This is a genomic window from Streptomyces sp. NPDC058619, assembly GCF_042717785.1.
Lineage (GTDB): Bacteria > Actinomycetota > Actinomycetes > Streptomycetales > Streptomycetaceae > Streptomyces.
Genome location: NZ_JBHXQN010000010.1, coordinates 85,741 through 102,955, shown reverse-complemented (window position 1 = coordinate 102,955; position 17,215 = coordinate 85,741). Strand labels below are relative to the sequence as shown.

At 75.0% G+C, this 17,215-nt stretch carries 17 protein-coding genes and 2 pseudogenes; 16 read left to right on the top strand and 3 right to left on the bottom strand.

All coding sequences use genetic code 11. From position 1 onward, the window contains the following. The first annotated feature begins 263 nt into the window (after positions 1 to 263). The gene (locus ACFWTC_RS12955; protein WP_383916770.1) at positions 264 to 848 is read left to right on the top strand and encodes an RNA polymerase sigma factor; all 585 of its coding nucleotides are present in this window, start codon (positions 264 to 266) and stop codon (positions 846 to 848) included. Here the strand turns inward: ACFWTC_RS12955 and ACFWTC_RS12950 are convergent. The 3 genes from ACFWTC_RS12950 to ACFWTC_RS12940 form a co-directional block, all read right to left on the bottom strand. Further along, positions 772 to 1,791, bottom strand: a complete 1,020-nt coding sequence (locus ACFWTC_RS12950; RefSeq protein ID WP_383916768.1) for a MerR family transcriptional regulator — start codon at positions 1,789 to 1,791, stop codon at positions 772 to 774. The two genes, ACFWTC_RS12955 and ACFWTC_RS12950, sit on opposite strands and share 77 nt — an antisense overlap. 123 nt (positions 1,792 to 1,914) lie before the next feature. Further along, positions 1,915 to 3,291 carry a cryptochrome/photolyase family protein gene (locus tag ACFWTC_RS12945; RefSeq protein ID WP_383916765.1) on the bottom strand — a complete coding sequence of 459 codons (1,377 nt, stop codon included), beginning with the start codon at positions 3,289 to 3,291 and terminating at the stop codon, positions 1,915 to 1,917. Positions 3,292 to 3,308: 17 nt separating this feature from the next. After that, entirely contained in the window at positions 3,309 to 5,090 is a 1,782-nt protein-coding gene (locus tag ACFWTC_RS12940; protein WP_384027021.1) for an SDR family oxidoreductase, read from the bottom strand. A gap of 246 nt (positions 5,091 to 5,336) precedes the next feature. Between ACFWTC_RS12940 and ACFWTC_RS12935 the strand changes: the two genes are divergently transcribed. From ACFWTC_RS12935 to ACFWTC_RS12865, 15 genes and pseudogenes are all read left to right on the top strand, one after another. Then, a complete protein-coding gene (locus ACFWTC_RS12935) occupies positions 5,337 to 7,412 on the top strand; it encodes an MMPL family transporter (RefSeq protein WP_384027023.1) in 2,076 nt (691 codons plus the stop codon). A gap of 13 nt (positions 7,413 to 7,425) precedes the next feature. After that, a complete protein-coding gene (locus ACFWTC_RS12930; protein ID WP_384027025.1) occupies positions 7,426 to 8,709 on the top strand; it encodes an NAD(P)/FAD-dependent oxidoreductase in 1,284 nt (427 codons plus the stop codon). Next, the gene (locus ACFWTC_RS12925; RefSeq protein WP_384027027.1) at positions 8,703 to 9,440 is read left to right on the top strand and encodes a DUF1365 domain-containing protein; all 738 of its coding nucleotides are present in this window, start codon (positions 8,703 to 8,705) and stop codon (positions 9,438 to 9,440) included. Before ACFWTC_RS12930 ends, ACFWTC_RS12925 begins: the two co-directional genes overlap by 7 nt. Continuing rightward, positions 9,326 to 10,663 (top strand): class I SAM-dependent methyltransferase, encoded by a 1,338-nt coding sequence (locus ACFWTC_RS12920; RefSeq protein ID WP_383916806.1) that lies wholly within the window; start codon positions 9,326 to 9,328, stop codon positions 10,661 to 10,663. The genes ACFWTC_RS12925 and ACFWTC_RS12920 overlap by 115 nt, the downstream gene beginning before the upstream one ends. After that, positions 10,660 to 11,460, top strand: coding sequence for a DUF1295 domain-containing protein (locus ACFWTC_RS12915; protein ID WP_383916751.1), 801 nt, complete (start codon positions 10,660 to 10,662; stop codon positions 11,458 to 11,460). The genes ACFWTC_RS12920 and ACFWTC_RS12915 overlap by 4 nt, the downstream gene beginning before the upstream one ends. Positions 11,461 to 11,619: 159 nt before the next feature. Continuing rightward, positions 11,620 to 12,099, top strand: coding sequence for an Lrp/AsnC family transcriptional regulator (locus tag ACFWTC_RS12910; protein WP_267719050.1), 480 nt, complete (start codon positions 11,620 to 11,622; stop codon positions 12,097 to 12,099). A 45-nt stretch (positions 12,100 to 12,144) separates the two neighbouring features. Beyond that, entirely contained in the window at positions 12,145 to 12,822 is a 678-nt protein-coding gene (locus ACFWTC_RS12905; protein WP_383916748.1) for an HAD family hydrolase, read from the top strand. 92 nt (positions 12,823 to 12,914) lie between these two features. After that, the gene (locus ACFWTC_RS12900; RefSeq protein ID WP_384027029.1) at positions 12,915 to 14,096 is read left to right on the top strand and encodes a cytochrome P450; all 1,182 of its coding nucleotides are present in this window, start codon (positions 12,915 to 12,917) and stop codon (positions 14,094 to 14,096) included. After that, entirely contained in the window at positions 14,093 to 14,344 is a 252-nt protein-coding gene (locus ACFWTC_RS12895; RefSeq protein ID WP_267719047.1) for a hypothetical protein, read from the top strand. The genes ACFWTC_RS12900 and ACFWTC_RS12895 overlap by 4 nt, the downstream gene beginning before the upstream one ends. Before the next feature lie 17 nt (positions 14,345 to 14,361). Further along, on the top strand, positions 14,362 to 14,841 hold the full coding sequence (locus ACFWTC_RS12890) for a hypothetical protein (RefSeq protein WP_383916742.1): 480 nt from the start codon (positions 14,362 to 14,364) through the stop codon (positions 14,839 to 14,841). A 286-nt stretch (positions 14,842 to 15,127) separates the two neighbouring features. Continuing rightward, a complete protein-coding gene (locus tag ACFWTC_RS12885) occupies positions 15,128 to 15,211 on the top strand; it encodes a putative leader peptide (protein WP_351276907.1) in 84 nt (27 codons plus the stop codon). Positions 15,212 to 15,316: 105 nt separating this feature from the next. After that, positions 15,317 to 15,694, top strand: a pseudogene (locus ACFWTC_RS12880) (ABC transporter permease); the annotation flags it as partial. Further along, on the top strand, positions 15,667 to 15,789 hold the full coding sequence (locus ACFWTC_RS12875) for a hypothetical protein (protein WP_384027031.1): 123 nt from the start codon (positions 15,667 to 15,669) through the stop codon (positions 15,787 to 15,789). The pseudogene ACFWTC_RS12880 and the gene ACFWTC_RS12875, both read left to right, overlap by 28 nt. A gap of 12 nt (positions 15,790 to 15,801) precedes the next feature. Further along, on the top strand, positions 15,802 to 16,389 hold the full coding sequence (locus tag ACFWTC_RS12870) for an ABC transporter ATP-binding protein (RefSeq protein ID WP_384027117.1): 588 nt from the start codon (positions 15,802 to 15,804) through the stop codon (positions 16,387 to 16,389). A gap of 107 nt (positions 16,390 to 16,496) precedes the next feature. After that, positions 16,497 to 17,180 (top strand): annotated as a pseudogene (locus ACFWTC_RS12865) (ABC transporter substrate-binding protein); the annotation flags it as partial. Positions 17,181 to 17,215 lie beyond the last annotated feature (35 nt).

The window sequence follows — 17,215 nt, the reverse complement described above, 5'->3', positions numbered from 1 at the left end:
GATCCCGGGAGGCGTGTCACATTCGCGCGACATGGATGGTGTGGCGCTTCCTGGCGGGCGAGGGTCGGCCTGCGGAAACGGCCTGACGCTGCGGCCGCCGCTCATCGGCTGGCTGCACGCCGCGCAGGAGGGCTCCCGAGGAGCGCGGGCGCCCGGTCGCGGGGGCCGGTTCCGGGCTGTTGCGAGCCGTTCGGGGTCGCTGGGGAATCGATGCGAAAACGCTGCGAGTTTGCCGGGAGGGTCGTGCTCGCGAGGCTCGTGCCATGGACGACGAGGAACGCGAGGAACGCGTCACCGCCGGATTCGCGGCGGGCGACGAGGGCTGCATGGAGGCGGTCTACCGTCGCTGGCGGCCGCTGGTGCACTCCCTGGCACGCCGCTCACTGGGCGACGAGCGGGAGGCCGAGGACGTGACCCAGCAGGTGTTCCTGGCGGCCTGGCGCGGCCGGCACGGCTACCGCCCGGGGCCCGGCGGGCTCGGGGCCTGGCTCACCGGCATCACCCGGCACAAGGTGGCCGACGCCCTGGAGGCGCGGACCCGGCGCGCCCGCGCGGCCGCCGCGGCCGCGCGGGCCTTCCCGGCCCTGGTCCCGCGGCCCGGCGGGCACGCCTGGCCGGAGCCCGAGCCGGAGCGCGTGGTGGACCGGGTGCTCGTCCTCGGAGAGCTGTCCCGGCTGCCCTCGGCGCAGCAGCGGGTGCTGCGCCTGGCCTTCTACGGAGACCTCACCCAGACCCAGATCGCGGCCCGCACCGGGCTGCCGCTGGGCACCGTCAAGAGCCATATGCGGCGGGCGCTGCACGTCCTGCGCCGCTCGCTGGAGGCGCCCCCGCTGCCAGTGCCGCGATGACGTCGACCCCGGAGCGCAGTCCGAACAGCCGCTCGGTGCGCGGGTCCTGCGGCCCCGAGGCCCAGCCCGGTCCTGCGAGCAGCAGGGCCGAGTGCCCGCGGGCGCCGCGCAGTCCCCACTCGATCCCGGCCACGGAACGGACCAGGCCCCGGTCGGCGGTCGTCCGGGACTGGGACCACAGCACGACGGCACGGGGGCCGGTGCGCCGTACGGCCTCGTGCAGCGCTTCGGCGGGCAGCGCGGGCCCGAACATCCGTACCGGCAGGCCCCTCTCGCCGAGGGCCGCGGCCAGCGCCTCCATCGGCAGGCTGTGCAGCTCGCCGGGCACGCACGCGAGCAGCACCGGCGGGGTGCGCGGTCTGCCGGGCGCGGTCCGGATCCGGCGCAGCGCCGAGGAGACGTACCAGGACAGCAGGTGCTCGACCTCGACGTAGCGCTCCCCGGCCGAGGCCCACTTGCGACCCACCGCGTGCAGGGTCGGCGCGATGACCTCCTCCCAGGCGGTGACCAGGCCGTGCTCCGCGAGGGCGGCGTCCAGGAGTTCCTCCACGGCCGGCGCGTCCAGGCGTACGGCGGCCCGCGCGAGCCCCCGGCACTCCGGGCGGACCTCGCCGAGGGGCAGCGCGTTGGGCCCGCCGGGGGCCCGGCCCGTCTCCTCCCGTACGGCGGGTGCCGCGGGAGCGGTGTCCTGGGCGGCCCGCGCCGCCTCGGCCGGGGGCACGCCCTGCGCGGTGAGCCGGCACATCAGCTCCAGGCGGGCGATGTCCTGGGCGGTCCACCGGCGGTGCCGGCCGTCCTCGCGGCGGGCCGGGCCGATCGCGTACCGGCGCTCCCAGGAGCGCAGCGTGGTGGGTGACACCCCCAGGCGCCGGGCGACGGCTCCGGTGCTCAGCGCGGCGGCGGGGAGGTCCTGCGGCGGTGTGGTCGGCGGCACGGGCTGCACCCGCTCACGATACGTCCGGCGCGGGGCCGGACGTCCGGGTGCGGATCCCGCGCGCGGGGCTGCGGCGGGAGGGGCGCGGACCGGGGCGGTGGGTCCCGGGGCGGTACGCCGGCCCGGCGGCGCTCATCCGGTCCCCCGGCCGTTGCGGAACCGGTCGAGGCCGTCGGCGAGCTCCACCACCGGGTCCGGGTAGTCGTACCGCGCGCGCTCCGGGGCGGGCAGCCGCCAGGGCTCGTGCACGCGCGGCGCGGGCAGGTCGGCGAGCTCCGGCACCCAGCGGTGCACGTAGCGGCCCTCGGGGTCGTAGCGCAGGCCCTGGCGGACCGGGTTGAGGACGCGGTTGGGCCGGGTGTCGGTGCCCGTCCCGGCGACCCACTGCCAGTTGAGCTGGTTGTTGGCGAGGTCCCCGTCCACGAGCAGGTCCATGAAGTGGCGCGCGCCGACCCGCCAGTCGACGTACAGGGTCTTGGCGAGGAAGCTCGCGGCGAGCAGCCGGCCGCGGTTGTGCATCCAGCCCTCGTGGCGCAGCTGGCGCATCGCCGCGTCGACCACGGGGTAGCCGGTGCGCCCCTCCTTCCAGGCCTCGGTCTCCTCTTCGGCGGCGCGGCCCGTGCGCCAGTGGTCCTGGCGGTTGTGGTAGTCCTCGGCGGCGGCCGCGGGGCGGGCGGCGAGCACCTGGTGGTGGAAGTCGCGCCAGCAGAGCTGCCGTACGAAGGCGTCGGCGCCGGGGCCGCCCGCGGCGCGGGCGCGCTGCACGGCCTCGGTGGGCGAGAGGGTGCCGAAGTGGAGGTGCGGGGAGAGCCGGGAGGTGGCGTCACCCGCCAGGTCGTCGTGGACGTCCTCGTAGCGCGTGATGCCGGAGCGCAGCCAGTTCGTCAGCAGCAGGCGGGCCTCGCTCTCGCCGCCGCGGGCGAGCCCCGGGGAGGTGCCGGTGACGGCGGTGCGCTCGGGCAGCGGCTCGGAGCCGATGCCGTCGGGGACGCGCAGTGCGCGCGGGGCGTTGCCCACGGGCCGCGGCGGCAGGTCGGCCCAGCGGCGGAAGTACGGGGTGAAGACGGCGAAGTGGTCGGATCCGGCGGGGGTGACGGCGCCCGGGGCGACGGTGGTGACCACCATGTCGTGCACGTACAGCCGCCGGCCCTCGGCTTCGAGGGCGGCGCGCAGGCGTTCCTCGCGGGCGTGGGCGTAGGCGCTGACCCCGGCGGACATGTGGACCTCGTCGGCGTCGGCCTCCCGGACCAGGGCGGTGGTTTGCGCGACGGCGTCCCCGGAGCGGACGACGAGCCGGCCGCCGCGTTCGCGCAGGCCGGCGTCGAGATCGGTGAGGCAGTCGGCGAGGAACGCCCGCCGGTTGGGCGAGGCGAAACCGGGGGCGGTCTCGACGGCGCGGTCGCGGACGAAGAGCGGGACGACCCGGTCGCAGGAGGAGAGGGCCGCCAGCAGCGGCGGATGGTCGTGCAGGCGCAGGTCTGAGGTGTACAGGACCACCGCGACGTTCATGAGGCTCTCGCTCCGCGTCAGGACTGTGGGGGACGGCTGTCGACCGGTACTTCGGTGACGGGGCCCCCCTTGGATGCGCCGCCGCCCTCGGCGGCGTCGAGGCGTTCGGCGGCGCGGGCGATGTTGCGGGCCATGCCGCCGAAGACGACGGCGTGGAAGGGCGACACGCTCCACCAGTACAGGTGGCCCAGCAGCCCGTGCGGGTGGAACAGCGCCCGCTGCCGGTACCGCGTCCGGGCCGTCCCGGAGCCGGTGGCCGGCGCGCCGGGAACCGGAACCCCGTTCCGGCCGCCGTTCCCGTTCCCGCTGCCGTTCCCACTGCCGTTCCCGCTGCCGTTCCCGTTCCCACTGCCGTTCCCACTGCCGTTCCCACTGCCGTTCCCGCTGCCGTTCCCGCCGGGCGTTCCCGACTCGGCGGCGGCCGCCGTCCGGAGCGCCGGGCCCGAGCCGTTCCCCGCGCCGGGGGCGTCCTGGCAGGGGTCCGCGTGCATCTCCAGCCAGGCGAGTCCCGGCAGCCGCATCTCGGCGCGCAGACGCAGCAGGCGGCCCGGTTCGATCTCCTCCACCCGCCAGAAGTCGAGGGAGTCCCCCACCCGAAGGTGGACCGCGTCCCGCCGGCCGCGGCGGATGCCGACCCCGCCCGCGAGCCGGTCCAGCCAGCCCCGCACGGACCAGGCCAGCGGGAAGGAGTACCAGCCGTTCTCGCCGCCGATGCCCTCCACCACCCGCCACAGCGCCTCGGGCGAGGCACCGACGTCCCGCTCCCGCTCGTCCTTGTAGAGGCTGCCGCCGGCCCAGTCGGGGTCGGTCGGCAGCGGGTCGCTGGGCGCGCCCGGGACGGAGGCGGAGGACCAGCGGGTGTCCACCCTGGCCTCCCGCACCCGGCGCAGGGCCAGCGCGAGCGCCTGGTCGAAGCCGATGGGGGCGCCCGGCGGATCGGACACGTACCGCGCGATGTCGTGCTCGGAGCAGACCACCTCGTGGCGCAGGGATTCGGCCAGCGGCCGGGCCAGTGCCCGCGGTACCGGGGTGACGAGGCCGATCCAGTGGCTGGAGAGCCGGGGTGTGAGCATGGGCACCCTCAGGATGAGCCGTTTGGGGAGCTCCGCCACCACGGCGTACCGGCGCATCATCTCCTCGTACGTGAGCACGTCCGGGCCGCCGATGTCGAAGGCCCGGTCCGCCTCGGGCGGCATGGTGGCGCTGCCGACGAGGTAGCGCAGGACGTCGCGGACGGCGATGGGCTGGCAGCGGGTGCCGACCCAGCTGGGGGTGACCATGACCGGCAGTCGCTCGGTGAGGTAGCGCAGCATCTCGAAGGAAGCCGAGCCGGAGCCGATGATGACGGCGGCGCGCAGGACGGTGGCGGGGACGGTGCCCGCGAGGAGGATCTCACCGACCTCGGAGCGGGAGCGCAGGTGCGGGGAGAGTTCCCGGGTCGGGATGCCGGAGGGCGTGAGCCCGCCGAGGTAGACGATGCGGCGGACCCCGGCCGCGGCGGCCTGCTCGGCGAAGATCCGGGCGGCGTCCCGGTCACGGTCCTCGAAGCCGGAGCCGCCGCCGAGGGCGTGGACCAGGTAGTAGGCCACGTCGATGCCCTCCAGGGCGGCAGCGACCGATCCCGCGTCGGTGGCGTCGCCCGCCACCACCTCGGCGCGGCCCGCCCACGGGTGGTCGCGCAGCTTCGCCGGGGTGCGGGCCAGGCAGCGCACCCGGTGCCCGGCGTCGAGGAGTTCGGGCACCAGTCGGCCGCCGATGTAGCCGGTGGCCCCGGTGACCAGGCAATTCAGGCCCGTCATGGTCGTCTCCGCTCCTTGTCGTCCCGTACGGGTTTCCGATGGTCCGGCCCGTCCGGATGCGCCGTTCCCCCGATCGGCGCATCCGGATGACGTGTCCTGGCCGAAAGCCGATGCAGATACCCCCGACACTCGCACCGCGGCGCCGGGAGCGCCGCACCACCAGAGCCACCAGAGCCACCGCACCGAAGCACCACAAGCACCCGAAGCACCACAAGAACACAGACACCCCTCGGAACCGGGAGTGCCATGCACCCGTCCCCGCGGATCACCCGCCTGGTGATTCCGTTCCTGCTGCTGATCGGCTGGCTGGCCGTCGGCGGGCTGCTCGGCCCGTACGCCGGCAAGCTCGGCGAGGTCGCCACCAACGACCAGGCGGCCTTCCTCCCGCGCAGCGCGGAGTCCACCCGGGTGGTGGAGGCCCAGCGCGCCCTGCGGCAGACCGAATCGCTGCCCGCCGTCGTGGTGTGGACCGTCCCGGAGGGGCAGCGGGTGACCGCCGGCCAGCGGGAGGCCGCGACGGCCGCCCTCGCCTCGCTCGGAGGGCGGGCGGGCACGGCCGGACCGGCCTCGCCGGCGCTGCCGTCGCAGGACGGCCGGGCCCTGCAGGGCGTGGTACCGCTGCGGCCCGACCTCGGGGACGCGCTGCCGGACGTGCTGGACGAGGTACGGGAGGCGGCCGCGACCGTACCCGGGGCCACCGCGCTGCTCGCGGGACCGGCGGCCACCCAGGCGGACCTGGGCGACGCGTTCGCCGGGATCGACGGGCTGCTGGTGGGGGTGGCGCTGGCCACCGTCCTGGTCATCCTGCTCGGGGTCTACCGCAGCGTGCTGCTGCCGCTGGTGGTCGTCTTCGGGGCGGTGCTCGCCCTCGGGCTGGCGTGCGCGATCGTGTACGCGCTGGCCGACCGGGGCCTCGTACGGGTCGACGGACAGGTGCAGGGCATCCTGTCGATCCTGGTCATCGGCGCCGCGACGGACTACGCGCTGCTGCTGACGGCCCGGTTCCGCGAGGAGCTGGCCGAGCGGCCCGACCGGTTCGACGCGATGCGGGCCGCCTGGCGGCGTACGCTCGGCCCGGTCACGGCCAGCGCCGCCACGGTCGCCCTCGGGCTGCTGGCGCTCCTGCTCAGCGACCTCACCAACAACCGGGCGCTGGGCCCGGTGGGCGCGATCGGGATCGGCTGCGCGGTCCTGGCCGCCCTCACCTTCCTGCCCGCCGTCCTGGTCCTGCTGGGCCGCGCCGCGTACTGGCCGGCCCGCCCGAAGTCCGCCGCGGACGGCGGCCACCGGCTGTGGGCCCGGGTCGCGGCGCTGGTGGACCGGGCGCCGCGGCGGGTCTGGGCGCTGACCCTGGCCGGACTGCTGGCCTGCGCCGCCTTTTCCCCGATGCTGCACTCGAAGGGCGTGCCGCTCGACGAGATCTTCGTGAACGACGCTCCCTCCGTGTCCGCGCAGGCCTCGCTCGGCGCCCACTTCCCGGGCGGTGCGGGCAATCCGGCCGTGGTGATCGCCGACGCGGACCGCTCCGCCGAGGTCGTCGCCGCCGCCCGGGCCGTCCCGGGCGTGGCGAGCGCGGCCCAGACCGGGGCGCCCGGTCCGGGCGGGCGGGTCCGCATCGACGCCGTCCTGTCGGACGCGGCCGACAGCGACGCGGCCAAGGACGCGGTGGCCGGGCTGCGGACGGCAGTGCACGCGGTCCCCGGGGCCGACGCGCTCGTCGGCGGCTACACGGCCCAGCAGTACGACACCCAGCGGACCGCCGCCCGGGACCGGGTGCTGATCGTGCCGGTGGTGCTGGCGATCATCCTGGTGATCCTGGCGGGGCTGCTGCGCTCCCTGGTGATGCCGCTGCTGCTGGTGGCCACGGTGGCGCTCAACTTCCTCGCCACGCTGGGCGTCGCCGCCCTCGTCTTCGGCGGGGTGTTCGGGTTCACGGGCACGGACTCCTCCGTCCCGCTCTACGGCTTCGTCTTCCTGGTCGCCCTGGGCGTCGACTACAACATCTTCCTGATGTCCCGGGTCCGCGAGGAGACCGCGGCGCACGGCCACCGGGAGGGCGTCCTGCGCGGCCTGACGTCCACCGGCGGGGTGATCACCTCCGCCGGGGTGGTGCTCGCGGCGACCTTCGCGGCCCTCGGGGTCATCCCGCTCGCCTTCCTGGTGCAGATCGCCTTCATCGTGACGTTCGGCGTCCTGCTGGACACGCTGGTGGTCCGCTCGCTGCTCGTTCCGGCGCTCGTACTGGACCTCGGCCCGAAATCGTGGTGGCCCGGTTCGCCCGGCGACACATCCGGACCCCCTCCGGCTCCGAAGTACCGCTGAAGGAGGGAACGCGATGACCGAACGAGAAGGACCGCGGCCGCGCACGGCCGTGGTCGGCGGGGGCGTTTCGGGGCTTACGGCAGCATACGTGCTGGCCCGCAGCCACGAGGTCACCCTGTACGAGGCCGACGACCGGCTGGGCGGACACGCCCACACCCACGACCTGAAGGGCCCCGACGGACGGATACGGGCGGTGGACTCCGGCTTCATCGTCCACAACGACCGCACGTACCCGCAGCTGCTGCGGCTCTTCGCGGAACTGGGCGTCGCCACCCGGCCGACGACGATGAGCCTGTCGGTGCACTGCGAGGGCTGCGGTCTGGAATACGCCGGCGCCCGCGGGCCCCGGGGCCTGTTCGCCCGGCCGCGCAGCGCCCTGCGGCCCGCGTACCTGCGGATGCTGGCGCAGGTCCCGGTGTTCCACCGGCAGGCCCGGCGGCTGCTGGCCGCGCCGGAGACCACCCGCGAGATAACCCTCGGCGCGTTCCTGGAGCGCTGCGGCTTCGGCCCCTACTTCACCGCGCACTTCGCGATCCCGCTGGTGGCCTCGGTGTGGTCCTGCCCGGCGGACACCGCGCTGCGCTACCCCGCCCGCTACCTGTTCCGCTTCCTCGACCACCACGGGATGCTCGCGGTGGGCGGCTCGCCGAGCTGGCGCACGGTCACGGGCGGCTCGCAGCAGTACGTGGAACGGCTCCGGGAACGCCTGGACACGGTGTACTCCGCGACCCCGGTACGGGCCCTGGCGCGCACCCCGGAGGGCGTGCGCGTCACCACCGCGGGCGGCGCCGAGGTGCTGTACGACTCGGTGGTCGTGGCCGTCCACGCCGACCAGGCGCTGGGGCTGCTGACCGACCCGACGGACGCCGAGCGGGCCGCGCTCGGCGCGTTCCGCTACTCCCGCAACCGGACGGTCCTGCACACCGACGACTCGGTGCTGCCGCGCGCGGGCGGGGCCCGCGCCTGCTGGAACTACCGGCTGTCGGGCTGCGGGCCGGACGAGGCGCGGGTCCGGGTGAGCTACGACATGAACCGCCTCCAGGGGCTGGACTCGCCGGAGGCGTACGTGGTGACCCTGAACGCGGGCGCCGGCGCGGTGCGGCCGGACCGGGTCCTGGCGGAGATGGAGTACGAACACCCCGTGTACACGCCGGAGTCGGTGGCCGCCCAGCGGCTGCTGCCCGCCCTGTCCGGGCCGGTGACGGCCTTTGCCGGGGCCTACCACGGGTGGGGCTTCCACGAGGACGGCTGCCGTTCCGGCGTGGAGGCCGCGGCCGCGCTGGGCGTGGTGTGGTGAAGCCCGCCCTGTACGAGGCCGACATCCGGCACGTGCGCGCCGGCGGACCCGCGTACGCGCTGCGGCACCGCACCTACCTGTGGCTGGTGGACCTCGACGAACTGCCGCGCCTGCCGGGGCCGCTGCGGACCCTGGCCCGCTTCGACCCGCGGGACCACTTCGGCGGCGGCCGGCCCACCATCCGGGCGGGCCTGGACGGCTTCCTCGCGTCCCGGGGCGTGCCGCTGCCGCCCGGGAGCCGGGTGCGGATGCTCGCGCACGCCCGGGTCTTCGGGTACGTCTTCAACCCGCTCACCGTGTACTGGTGCCACGGCCCGGACGGGGCCCTGCGCCAGGTGGTGGCCGAGGTGCACAACACGTACGGCGGGCGCCACTGCTACCTGCTCGGCCCGGAGGCCGCCGAGGCCGAGGGCAGCGTGCCCAAGGAGTTCTACGTCTCCCCCTTCCTCGACGTGGACGGCGCCTACCGGATGCGGCTGCCCGCGCCGGACGGCCGCCTCGCCCTGAGCGTCCAGCTCGCCGGTGGGGCCGACGGTGCCCGGCTGACGGCCACCGTCCGCGGTGTGCGCCGACCAGCCGGCGCCCGCGGTGTCCTGCGGGCCGCCCTGCGCCACCCCTGGTCCACCGCCGCCGTGGCGGTGGGCATCCGTTTCCACGGCATCCGGCTGTGGCTGCGCGGCGTGCCGGTGCGGCCGCGCCCCCGACCCGTACCCCAGGAGGGTGTGAAGTGACCGCGACGACGACTCTTCCCTTGGTGCCGCCGTGCTCCCGGACCCGGGCGGCGGTCGGCCGGCTGATCATCCGCCGGGCCCTGGACCGGCTGCCGCTCCAGGTCCGGATGGGGCCCGACGGGACCCTGGGCCGGGGCGGTCCCGCCATGGCCGTGCACGACCCCATCGCCTTCGAGCGGCGGATCGCGGCCGAGGGCCTGATCGGCTTCGGCGAGTCCTACGTGGCCGGCGAGTGGGACGCCCGGGACCCGGTGGCGGTGCTGACGGTGCTGGCCGGGCACGTCGCGGCCCTGGTGCCGGCGCCGCTCCAGCGGCTGCGCGGGCTGTGGGCGGCCCGGCACCCGGTGACCGACCGCAACACCCCGGACGGCTCCCGCAGCAACATCGAGCGCCACTACGACCTGTCCAACGAGCTGTTCGGCGAGTTCCTCGACATGACGATGACGTACTCCTCGGCGGTGTTCCGCGCCCTGCCCGCCCGTCACGAGGACCTCGCCGCGGCGCAGCACCGGAAGATCGACATGCTGCTGGACCTGGCCGCCGTCGGCCCGGACACCCGGCTGCTGGAGATCGGCACCGGATGGGGCGAGCTGGCGATCCGGGCCGCCCGGCGGGGCGCCCGCGTCGTCACCCTGACCCTGTCGCGGGAACAGAAGGACCTCGCGGAGCGGCGGATCAAGGCCGCCGGGGTGGAGGACCGGGTGGAGGTCCGGCTCTGCGACTACCGCGAGGCGCGGGGCAGTTACGACGCCGTGGTCAGCGTGGAGATGATCGAGGCGGTCGGCGCCGAGTACTGGCCGGTCTACTTCGCCACGCTCGACCGGCTGGTGGCACCGGGCGGACGGGTGGCGATCCAGGCGATCACCATGCCGCACGAGCGGATGCTGGCGACCAAGGACACGTACACCTGGATCCACAAGTACATCTTCCCGGGCGGGATGCTGCCGTCGGTCCAGGTGGTGGAGGAGATGGCACGCCGGCACACCGGGCTGCGGGTGGCCCGCTGCGAGGGGTACGGGGCGCACTACGCGCAGACCCTGAAGCTGTGGCGGGAACGGTTCACCGAGCGGGCCGGCCGCGTCGCCGAGCTGGGTTTCGACGAGACCTTCCGGCGGATGTGGACCTTCTACCTGGCGTACTGCGAGGCCGGGTTCGCCTCGGGCTACCTGGACGTGCACCAGATCCTGCTGACGGCCGGGGACGCGGACGGTGACCGGGCGTGAACTGGTCCGGTTTCGGGATCAACCTGGCGGTCTCCGCCGCGGTCGCCCTCGCGGTCATGCTCGCCACCTTCGCGGTCGGCGTGCGCAAGCGGATGCACCGGGTCGTGGACGTGGCCTGGGGCCTCGCCTTCGCCGCGGTGGCCGCGGCGACGTACGGGATGTCCGACGGCGGCGGACGGGCGCTGCTGCTTGCCGTGCTCACGGCGGTCTGGGGGCTGCGGCTGGCCGGGCACATCGCGTGGCGCGGCGGCGGGCACGGCGAGGACCCGCGGTACGACCGGATGCTGGCGAAGGCTCCGGGGAACCGGAACCTGTACGCGCTGCGCATGGTCTACCTCCTCCAGGCGGCCCTGGTGTGGCTGGTGTCGATGCCGGTGCAAGCGGGGTCGTACGCGACCGGCGGGCTCGGCCCGCTCGCGCTCGCGGGCGTGCTGCTGTGGCTGACCGGGCTCGTCTTCGAGGCGGTGGGCGACCACCAGCTGGCCCGGTTCAAAGCGGATCCCGCGCACCGGGGGCGGATCATGGACCGGGGCCTGTGGTCCTGGACCCGGCATCCGAACTACTTCGGCGACTTCTGCGTGTGGTGGGGCATCTACCTGGTCGCCGCCGGTTCGGTGGGGGCGGCGGCGGTCTCGGTGGTGGCTCCGCTGGTCATGTCCTACCTGCTGACCGCGGGCAGCGGGAAGCGCCTGCTGGAGCGGCACATGGCGGACCGCCCGGGGTACGCCGCGTACCGGGAGCGGACGAGCGGCTTCTTCCCGTGGCCGCCGCGCGGCGGCCCGGCGCGCACCGGCTGACGGGGGCGGGCCGGGGGACGAGGCGGGCGGCGGACGGGGCGGACGACTGGTGGGGCGGGTCGGCTGATGGGCGGGTCGGCGGACAGGGCGGGCGGCGGACAGGTCTGGCCGGCTCGTGGCTCGGAGCGCGGCGCGGTGGGCCATTGGTACAGTCGCGGCATGGCGGTGGACGAGCTCGACACCAGAATCCTGCGCCTGCTGATCGAGCAGCCGCGCACCAGCGTCCGCGAGTACGCCCGGCTCCTCGGGGTGGCCCGCGGCACCCTTCAGGCCCGGCTGGACCGACTGGAGCGGACCGGGGTGATCACCGGGACCGGCCCCTCCCTGTCCCCCGCCGCGCTCGGGCACCCGGTGCTGGCCTTCGTTCACATCGAGGTCACCCAGGGGCACCTGGACGACGTGGGCGACGCCCTCTCGGCCGTCCCGGAGATCATCGAGGCCTTCTCCATCACCGGCGGCGGAGACCTGCTCACGCGCGTCGCGGCCCGGGACAACGCCCACCTGGAGGACGTGATCCAGCGGCTGATCCAGCTGCCCGGCGTGGTCCGCACCCGGACCGAGGTGGCCCTGCGCGAGCGGGTGGCGCACCGGCTGCTGCCGCTGGTCGAGTCCGTGGGCCGGGCCGCCCGCAAGACCTGACAGAATGGTCTAGACAGGACATGACCGGCAGGACGGGCGCATCGGATGATTTCCGTCATATTCGATCTCGACGGCACCCTCGTGGACAGCGAGCCGAACTACTACGAGTCCGGGCGCCGCACGCTGGCCCGGCACGGGGTACCCGATTTCACGTGGGAGCAGCACGCCCGCTTCATCGGCATCGGAACCCTGGAGACGCTGGAGATCCTCAAGGACCGGTACGCGATCGCGGCGCCGGTGGAGGAGCTGCTCGCCGAGCAGAACGCCGTCTACCTGGAGCTGGCCCGCACCGAGACCGAGGCCTTCCCCGAGATGCGCGCGTTCGTCGAGCGGCTGCACGCCGCCGGCGTGCCGATGGCGGTGGCCTCCGGCTCTTCCCTGGAGGCGATCGACGCCGTGCTGGCCGGCACCGGCCTGGACGCGCTGCTGACCACGGTGGTCTCCGCGGAGGAGGTCGCGCACGGCAAGCCTGCGCCGGACGTGTTCCTGGAGGCGGCCCGCCGGCTGGGCGCCGAACCGGCCGACTGCGTGGTCGTCGAGGACGCGGCGCCGGGCGCCCTGGCCGCGCGGGCGGCCGGTATGGCGTGCGTGGCCGTCCCGTACGTGGCGGAGACCGCGCACGACCCGGCGTTCACCGGCGCGGACCTCCTCTTCCCCGGCGGGCAGCGGGAGTTCAGCGCGGAGGCCGCGCACGACTGGCTGACGGCCCACCGGAGCGCCTGAACGGCGTTGGGGGCGGCGGCCGTTCACTGCGGCGCACGAACGGCGCCGCGCCATCCCTGGTGTCCCGCGCGGTCCGCTGCCACCATGCCCGGGTGACCGCCACCCTGCTGCCACCCCCGGGCACCGAGCGCGGACCGCGCCGGTGGCCCCTCCTCGGCAACCTCCCCGCCTTCGCCCGCGATCCGCTGGCCTTCTTCGCATCCCTGCGCGACGGCTACGGCGACTGGGTGCCGTGGTCGCTCGGCCTCCACCGCAACGTACTGGTGTCCCGGCCCGAGCACGCCGGTGAGCTGCTCGGCGCCCTCGAGTCCACCTTCAAGCCGACCGAACTGGGCTGGGCCTTCCGGCAGTTGCTGGGCAACGGCGTGGTCGTCGCCACCGGCGACGACTGGCGGCGCAAACGGGCGCTGGTCCAGCCCGCCGTACGGCCGCGCAAGGTCCGCTCGTACGCCACCGCGATGGTGGAGTGCGCGGACGCGCTGGTCCGCGGCTGGCGCGAGGGCGACCGGATCGACGTGCACCGGGAGATGGCCGGGCTCACCCAGCGGATCGCGGTCCGCACCCTGTTCGGGAGCGACGCCGCCGGCCGCGAGGCACCCATCAGCGCGGCGATGGCCACGGCGCAGCGGGAGCTGGGCACCGAGTTCCGCGGGATCACACTGTTCCTGCCGCCGTGGGTGCAGACCCCGGGGCGGCGACGGATGCGGGCCGCGGTCTCGGTCCTCGACCGGGAGATCGAGCACGTCATACGCGAGCACGAGAGCGCCTCCGCGGCGGGCGCCGAGCGGGACGACCTGCTGAGCCGGCTGCTCGCGGCCCGCGACGAACGGGGCGGCCCGCTGTCCCGCAAGGAACTGCGGGACGAGTCCATCACCCTGTACATCGGCGGCCACGAGGGTGGAGGCGGCGCTCGTGCTGGCCGTGCTCGGGCAGCGGTTCCACCTGGACACGGGGGCCCGGCGGACCGGGGTGTTCCCCGGCCTCACCCTGCAACCGGCGGGGCCCGTCCCGGCCGCCCTGCGCGCCGCCGGGACTTGAGGGGTGTCGTCACACGCGCTCCTGCCCCGCCCCCGGGCGTAACGACTTTGACGACACCCCTCGGCCGTCCCCTTCGGACCGCGCCGGGCCCGCACAGCCGGCACCACGCCTCGCCCGCGCCGGCCGCCCCAACTGCCGCCGCCACTGCCGCTCCGGGCCGTTTTACAGGCCTACGTTCGTTCCGCTACAGGACCGCGGCGGACCCTCCGCCGCCCACACCGGGAGAAGCCCCATGAAGAAGAACAAGCTCAAGGCCGGCGGCGCCGCGGCCGTGATCGCGGCGGGCATCGCGATCACGGCGGTGGGCGCGGCGAACGCGGCCGACACGGCCCCGAGCCAGTCCACGCGCATCACCTCCGTACAGCAGCTGCACGAGAACCTCGCGCAGGCGGTGGAGCAGGAGCAGGCGCTCGGCCTCCAGGGCACCATCGGCGGGCCCGTCGGCCGTGCGCTGGACGAGTCGACCGCCGCGATCGACGGCTGACGGGACGGGTGAGCACCGTGGGAACCGACCTGTCAGCAGCCGCGCCGGCGACGTGGTGCCCGAGCGGCGACGCCCGGGCCCCCGAGTCGGTCGTCCTCGGCGTCCGCTCGGGCGCCGACGGCCGGGTGACGTACCTCGCCGACCCGGTCCCGGCGTCCGAGGTGCTCGGCGCCGTGCCGGAGGGGATCGAGCCGACCCGCGTCCTGCGGTTCGCCTCGCACTGCGTCACCGGCTGCGCGAACCGGCGGGGGAACGACTGCACCCTGGTGGAACGGGTGCTGACCCTGCCGCCGCCGGCGGCGGCCGATGCCCGCGCGGTCCCACGGTGCCACCTCCGCTCCCGCTGCCAGTGGTGGCAGCAGACCGGCGTCGACGCCTGCCACCGCTGCCCGGCCGTCACCACGGCCACCTTCCAGGAGGACGAGCTGGCCACCCTGGTCGCCGACCCGTCCACCACCCCGGAGCAGCTCGCCTCCTGGATCGCCGCGTCCGCCTGACCGGCGCGCCCACGCCCGCCGGGTCCGCCTCCGGGCCGCCTCCGGGCGCCGTCCCGGACCGGCCCGGCCCCTGGCCCCGAACCCTGGCCCGACAGCACCCTCCCGCCCGGAGCACCCGGAGCACCCGGAGCGGCCGAGGGGCTGCCGGGCCTTCGGCGCGTCCGGCGCCGCCCGCGGGGTCCGGGACCGCCGCGTCCACGGCGGCGTGTCCCAATATCGGAGACACGGGGTCCATTGGTCGAGACACCATTGACCCGCCTCCGGCCATCTGGCTGGGTTTCGCCGCATGTTGCGTTCAGCCATGCTCACCACGCGCGGTCACATCGACCTGCTGCGGGTGGCCTCCGCCGCGTGTCGCCGCGGCTGCTGACGCCCTCTCTTCCCTGACGTGACACGAGCGCTCCGCGCTCGGCTTCCGCGCGCCCTGAGCTCCCCGGTCCGGTGATCCGGCCCCGCGGCCCGGTCCTGCACTCCGGTCCGCAGCCACCTCTACCTGAACGTGTACGCCGGAATCCGCGGGGTTGACGAGCAACTGATCGAGGCCGGCGGCGCGTTGGGCCTCGGACGCTGGGGACTGGTGCGGCACGTGGTCCTGCCGGGCGCACTGCCCGGGTTCATGACCGGCCTGCGGTACTCCCTGGCCACCGCCTGGCTGGCCCTGGTGTTCGGCGAGTCCATCAACGCCGACGCCGGCATCGGCTTCCTGATGAACCAGGCCCGCGAGTTCTTCCGCACCGACGTGATCGTCGTCTGCCTCGTCGTCTACGCCTTCCTCGGCCTCACCGCCGACCTCGTCGTCCGCGCTCTCGAAAGGCTGCTGCTGCAATGGCGACCGACCTTCACGGGGCAGTAGCCGCCCCCACCGCCGTACGGGTGGCCGGGCTGACCCGGTCCTTCGACGGGCGGGCCGTCATCGACCGCCTCGATCTGACGCTGCGCGCCGGGTAGTTCACCGTCCTCCTGGGCCGCGGCGGATGCGGGAAGTCGACCCTGCTGCGCGTCCTGGCCGGCCTGGACCGCGAGATCGACGGCGAGGTCCTGGTCCCGGAGCGGCGCGCGGTGGCCTTCCAGGCCCCCCGGCTGATGCCCTGGAAACGGGTCTGGCGCAACGTCCTCCTCGGACTCCCGGGCCGCCCCGACCGCGAGCGCGCCGAACGGGCGCTGGCCGAGGTCGGCCTGGAGCACCGTACGGACGCCTGGCCCAAAACCCTGTCCGGCGGCGAGGCCCAGCGCGCCTCGCTCGCCCGGGCGCTGGTGCGCGAACCCGATCTGCTGCTGCTCGACGAGCCGTTCGGCGCACTCGACGCCCTCACCCGCATCAAGGCCCAGCAGTTGGTGGCCCAGCTGTGGCAGCGGCGCGGCTGCGCGGTGCTGCTGGTCACGCACGACGTCGACGAGGCCGTCCTGCTGGCCGACCGCGTCCTGGTCATGGACGAGGGCTGGATCTCCTACGACACCCAGGTCCCGCTGGACCGCCCGCGCGACGTCGGCGACCCGGGGTTCGCCGCGCTGCGCTCCCGGTTCCTCGCCGAGCTCGGCGTCGTCTGACCACGCGTCCGGCCACCCGCTCCCCCACCCCCGTCATCCTGCCCCGCCTCCCCTCCCCGCCCCTCCCCGCCCCGCCCCGCCCGTACGAGAGATCGAAGAGAAGCGACATGAGACGCCACTCCCTTTCCCTGCCCCTGCTGGCCACCCTGATCCCGCTGTCCCTGGCCCTGACGGCCTGCGGTGGCGACACCGCCGCGGACACCGGCCCGGCGCCCGCCGCGGACACCGGCAAGAGCGGCGCCAAGATCACCCTCAGCATCGGGGACCAGAAGGGCGGCAACGAGTCGCTCCTGCGCGCCGCCGGTGAGCTGGACGGCCTCGACTACTCCATCAAGTGGTCCACCTTCACCTCCGGGCCGCCGCTGCTGGAGGCCGTCAACGCCAAGGCCGTCGACATCGACGGCGTGGGCAACACCCCGCCCGTGTTCGCCGTCGGCGCCAAGTCGAAGATCACCGTGGTGGCCGCCACCCACGGCTCCTCCACCGGCGAGGCGATCCTCGTCCCGAAGGGCTCCGCCCTCCAGTCCCCCGCCGAGCTCCGCGGGAAGAAGATCGCTGTGGCGCAGGGCAGTTCGGCGCACTTCCAGCTCATCGCGTCCCTCGAGCAGGCGGGCCCGAAGCTCTCCGACGTGACCGTCAACTTCCCCCAGCCGGCAGGCGCCCTGGCCGCCTTCAACAGCGGCTCGGTCGACGCCTGGGCGGTCTGGGACCCGTACACCTCCCAGGTGCTGCGCACCGGCGCCCGCATCCTCACCTCCGGCGAGGGGGTGGTCAACGGCCTCGGCTTCCGGGAAGATCCCCGCACCCCCGCGGGTTGGTAGAACCG

Excerpts from the sequence above, each read along its gene's own strand:
- ACFWTC_RS12885 (WP_351276907.1), top strand. The coding sequence starts at position 15,128 with ATGTTGCGTTCAGCCATGCTCACCACGCGCGGTCACATCGACCTGCTG.
- ACFWTC_RS12955 (WP_383916770.1), top strand. The coding sequence starts at position 264 with ATGGACGACGAGGAACGCGAGGAACGCGTCACCGCCGGATTCGCGGCG.
- ACFWTC_RS12910 (WP_267719050.1), top strand. The coding sequence starts at position 11,620 with ATGGCGGTGGACGAGCTCGACACCAGAATCCTGCGCCTGCTGATCGAG.
- ACFWTC_RS12930 (WP_384027025.1), top strand. The coding sequence starts at position 7,426 with ATGACCGAACGAGAAGGACCGCGGCCGCGCACGGCCGTGGTCGGCGGG.
- ACFWTC_RS12940 (WP_384027021.1), bottom strand. The coding sequence starts at position 5,090 with ATGACGGGCCTGAATTGCCTGGTCACCGGGGCCACCGGCTACATCGGC.
- ACFWTC_RS12895 (WP_267719047.1), top strand. The coding sequence starts at position 14,093 with ATGAAGAAGAACAAGCTCAAGGCCGGCGGCGCCGCGGCCGTGATCGCG.
- ACFWTC_RS12905 (WP_383916748.1), top strand. The coding sequence starts at position 12,145 with ATGATTTCCGTCATATTCGATCTCGACGGCACCCTCGTGGACAGCGAG.
- ACFWTC_RS12945 (WP_383916765.1), bottom strand. The coding sequence starts at position 3,291 with ATGAACGTCGCGGTGGTCCTGTACACCTCAGACCTGCGCCTGCACGAC.
- ACFWTC_RS12875 (WP_384027031.1), top strand. The coding sequence starts at position 15,667 with ATGGCGACCGACCTTCACGGGGCAGTAGCCGCCCCCACCGCCGTACGG.
- ACFWTC_RS12935 (WP_384027023.1), top strand. The coding sequence starts at position 5,337 with ATGCACCCGTCCCCGCGGATCACCCGCCTGGTGATTCCGTTCCTGCTG.